This is a genomic window from Chryseobacterium sp. VD8 (assembly GCF_037149975.1).
GTDB lineage: Bacteria > Bacteroidota > Bacteroidia > Flavobacteriales > Weeksellaceae > Chryseobacterium > Chryseobacterium indicum.
The window spans coordinates 1-4,416 of sequence record NZ_JBBCQL010000304.1; the positions used below are offsets into that span (position 1 = coordinate 1).

Here is a 4,416-nt window from a genome sequence, read left to right on the forward strand (position 1 = left end):
AATGATCGCCTGATCCGATGATGTTGGGGAACCGTACGTTGTCCTTCCCACTGCTAATCCTGCCTGTACAAAAGGATGATCCATTTCAATTTTAGAAGAATTCAGCCTGAAAGATCTTGCGGTTAAAGTGGATTTCATCTGAGATTGTATGATTTCAAATGCTTCTTTATTGGAATATTCATCCGTAACTCTTACATCTAAAGTGAAAGTACAGGATTCCGGAACGACATTATGCTGAACTCCGGCGTGGATTCCTGACAAAGTAATTTTAACTTCACCCAAATAATCTGAAACCTTCGGAAATCTGAAATTTAAAATATTCTGCAAATCTTCCATGCATTTCACAATCGAATTATCATTGTTCGGATGAGCGGCGTGAGAAGGAGTGCCTTTCATTTCACCATCAATTACCAAAAGCCCTTTTTCTGCAATCGCCAGATTCATCTGCGTGGGTTCTCCTACAATGGCGAGTTCGATATTGGGTAATTGGGGGAAAAGCGCTTCAATACCGTCAAAACCTGAAATCTCCTCCTCTGCCGTCAAGGCTATAATTAAGTTATATTGTAAATTTTCTTTTTCATAAAAATGTAAAAAAACCTGCGCCATCGAAACCAATGAAGCTCCCGCATCGTTACTTCCCAATCCGAATAATTTTCCGTCTTTTTCAATCGGAACAAACGGATCCAAAGTATATGCTTTGTTTGGTTTTACGGTATCGTGATGGGTATTCAGCAAAATAGATGGCTTGAAAACATCAAAATTTTTGTTTACCGCCCAAATGTTATTTTTAAAGCGTTTTGTCGGAATCTGATGTTTTTTGAAAAAATTTTCAATTTCCACCGAAATATTAAATTCATTCTTGCTGAATGACGGAATCTCAATCAGCCTTTTTAATAATTCAACGGCGTTATCCCGCAATTCTTCTTTGCTATAAACAGATTTCAGTTCCTGCATGATGGTTTTCTATATGGTTTTTCAGTTGAGTTTCTTTAATGAGAAATACTTTATTGACATTATTTTTCACTGCTCCTAAAGCATTTTCCAGTTTAGGAAGAATTCCTTTGTGAAGTTTTCCATCTTCTTTTAAGATTGAAAATTCTTCTTCGGAGATATTTTTAATAACCGATTCCGGATTGTTTACATCTTCTAAAACACCTTCTTTATCAAAACAGTATAACAATTCAACATCATATTTTATGGATAAAGCCTGTGCAATTACCGAAGCGATCGTATCTGCATTGGTATTGAAAAGATGCCCTTTTTTATCATGGGTAATTGCCGAAAATACAGGAACCAGTTCCAGTTTCAGCAATTTTGAAATTAATTTTCTGTTCACGCTTTTTTCGGTGATATCTCCCACAAATCCGAAATCTATTTCAGCGTGTTCTCTTTTTTTTGCTTTAATTAAATTCGCATCCGCTCCAGAAAAACCAATGGCTTTACATTTCTTCTGCTGAAGTTTTGCCACGATATTTTTATTGATTCCTCCCGCATAAACCATTGCGACAATATCCAACGTATCTTTATCGGTTATTCTTCTTCCGTTTACGAGCTTCTGTTCAATTCCGAGTTTATCGGCTAAAGTCGTTGCCAGTTTTCCTCCTCCATGCACCAGAATTTTCTTTTCCTGAATTTCTGCAAATTGCTCTAAAAATTGTTCTAACAACTCCTCGTCATCAATTAATGCTCCGCCAATTTTTATGATGTATAACTTTTCTTTCATTACAAATCTTTTTTGGAAACCTCATAGGTTTTAAAAACCTATGAGGTTTGATTTATTGAGAATTCAATTCATCTAAAATTTCAGAAAAAACCGCCTGAGCCGAGAAAATCCGGTTTTTTGCCTGCTGATAAATGATTGAATTTTCACCATCCATTACCTCATCACTCAGTTCCACATTTCGGCGAACCGGAAGGCAATGCATTACTTTCGCATGATTGGTATTTTTCAGTTTTTCGTTCGTCAGCATCCAATTGTCTTTTACTTCGGGCATTTTAGCATAATCATCAAAAGACGACCAGTTTTTAACATAGATAAAATCGGCATCTTTTAATGCTTCTTCCTGATCATGAATAATCTTTACATCTTTTGTAAAGTTTTTATCTAAATCATACCCTTCCGGATTGGTAATGACAAAATCTACATCCATTTCCTGCATCCATTCTGCAAAGGAATTTCCCACCGCATGAGCAATCGGTTTGATGTGAGGAGCCCAAGTTAATACCACTTTTGGTTTACGGTTTATACTGAGCTTAGCTTGTGGTGAGCTTGACGAACCATCGAAGTACCAATTTTCGGTAATGGTGATGCAATCTGCAAGACTTTGCAAAGGATGACGTGTCGCGGATTCCAGAGAAATAACCGGAACTTTTGCATGTTGCTCAAACTGGCTTAAAATGCTTTCATTCACATCATCTTCCTTGCTTTTCATTCCTGCAAAACAACGAACGGCGATAATATCGCAATATTGATTCAATACTTCAATTGCATCTTTGATATGTTCTACTGTATCACCGTTCATCAATGCTCCGTCTGTAAATTCTAAATTCCATGCTTCCTGAGCAGCATTTAAGGTTAAAACATTTAATCCTAAATTCTGTGCTGCAATCTGACTGCTTAAACGGGTTCTCAAACTTGAATTTAAAAAGACAAGTCCTATTGTTTTTCCTTTTCCTTTTTCGGGTTCTGAAAGAGGATTTTCTTTAATTTGTAATGCTTTTTTTATGATTTGCTGTAAGTTTTCAACATCGCTTACAGAGATGAATTTTTTCATTTGGTAATTTTTATTTTTTCAATGGACAAATGGAATATCCATTTCATTTTGAATTGATTTTAAAGATTTTTTATCTTACCTACTTGATTGAGTTTTTAACGCTATGGTCGCAAAGTTTTTTTTATTTAACTTGAAAACATTTTCGTTCGCAAGGGCGTTCTACTCAGCTAATGATAATTGTGTTTGTCATTCTGACGAAGGAAGAATCTAATAACATTATAAAAGAGATTCTTCACTACACTTCTGAACTTCGTTCGTAAACCTTCAGTTTATGTTCTGAATGACAGACCACATAATTTTCACAAGTTAAATATTCTCCAATACTTCTTTCAAAGCACTAATGAATAGATCCGTTTCTTCTTTCTTAATATTAAGCGCCGGAAGAATCCTTAAGACCGCTTTATCATTAGAGTTTCCTGTGAAGATATGATGATGGTACAACAGGCTGTTCCTCACTTCCGAGCAGTCTCTGTCGAGTTCAATCCCAATCATCAAGCCTTTCCTTCGGATGGTTTTGATATGTGGAAAATCCTTAATTTCATTTTCAATATATTCGCCCATCTTCTGAGCATTTTCGACAAGATTTTCATCTTTCATGACATCTAAAACAGCAATTGCCGCAACACAAGCCAAATGATTTCCGCCAAAAGTCGTTCCTAATAAACCGTTGCTTGCCTGAAACTTCGGATGAATTAAAACACCGCCAATTGGGAAACCATTTCCCATTCCTTTTGCGGTAGTGATGATATCTGCTTCAATCCCAAATTCCTGATGGGCAAAGAAATAGCCACTTCTTCCGTATCCAGACTGAACTTCATCCAAAATCAAGACAACATCATATTTTTCGGATAATTCTTTGATTTTAGTTAAAAATTCAACTGTTGGAATCATAATTCCGCCCACTCCCTGAATTCCTTCAATGATGACGGATGAAATTTCGTTTCCCTGCTTTTCAAAAACTTCTTCGAGCTGTTCGATATTGTTCCATTCAGATTTAATGAATCTTTCATCATAATTCACCGGAGCTACAATTTTAGGATTGTCCGTAACCGAAACGGCTGCCGAAGTTCTTCCATGAAAGGAACCTGAAAAATACAGCACCTTACTTTTTCCATTGTGGAAAGAAGCCAGTTTTAAAGCATTTTCGTTTGCTTCAGCTCCTGAATTACATAAAAACAAATTGTACTCTTCCAAACCTGAAAGTTTTCCCAATTTTTCAGCCACTTCAGCCTGCAATTCATTCTGAACCGAGTTTGAATAGAAAGATATTTTGTCTAACTGACTTTTTAATTGATTTTGATAATGGGGATGATTGTGACCGATGGAAATCACCGCATGACCTCCGTAAAAATCAAGATATTTTTCTCCTTTATCATCCCAAAGAAATGATCCCTGAGCTTTTACGGGATTGATGTTGAATAATGGATATACGTTGAATAAATTCATGTCTATTTATAAATGATAATTGATGTTTGATGAATGATTCATCTTTTTTTTATCTTTTTCTTTTGCCTTGAAATCGAAGATTATCTCCTTTCAGTCGATGAATACTATTTCGATGTAGTCAAACAAAAGAAACAAAAGCTCAAGACTGGAAACTTCCTCTAAAAAATATTTTTGTTCTCTAAAAATTCTAAAACTT

The 4,416-nt window shown here is 35.7% G+C and carries 4 protein-coding genes; all 4 read right to left on the reverse strand.

Annotation, left to right across the window (positions count from 1 at the left end):
• A partial coding sequence (locus WFK35_RS20960; protein WP_336734449.1) for a M20 family metallo-hydrolase occupies nucleotides 1-954 on the reverse strand: 954 nt, incomplete at its 3' end.
• On the reverse strand, nucleotides 929-1,723 hold the full coding sequence (gene argB / locus WFK35_RS20965; protein WP_268053808.1) for an acetylglutamate kinase: 795 nt from the start codon (nucleotides 1,721-1,723) through the stop codon (nucleotides 929-931). The genes argB and WFK35_RS20960, both read right to left, overlap by 26 nt.
• 52 nt (nucleotides 1,724-1,775) lie before the next feature.
• Nucleotides 1,776-2,774: an acetylornithine carbamoyltransferase gene (locus WFK35_RS20970; RefSeq protein ID WP_336734452.1), complete on the reverse strand. Its 999-nt coding sequence runs from the start codon at nucleotides 2,772-2,774 to the stop codon at nucleotides 1,776-1,778.
• Nucleotides 2,775-3,080: 306 nt separating this feature from the next.
• On the reverse strand, nucleotides 3,081-4,220 hold the full coding sequence (locus WFK35_RS20975) for an aspartate aminotransferase family protein (protein ID WP_336734454.1): 1,140 nt from the start codon (nucleotides 4,218-4,220) through the stop codon (nucleotides 3,081-3,083).
• Nucleotides 4,221-4,416 lie beyond the last annotated feature (196 nt).

Excerpts from the sequence above, each read along its gene's own strand:
- WFK35_RS20970 (WP_336734452.1), bottom strand. The coding sequence starts at position 2,774 with ATGAAAAAATTCATCTCTGTAAGCGATGTTGAAAACTTACAGCAAATC.
- WFK35_RS20975 (WP_336734454.1), bottom strand. The coding sequence starts at position 4,220 with ATGAATTTATTCAACGTATATCCATTATTCAACATCAATCCCGTAAAA.
- argB (WP_268053808.1), bottom strand. The coding sequence starts at position 1,723 with ATGAAAGAAAAGTTATACATCATAAAAATTGGCGGAGCATTAATTGAT.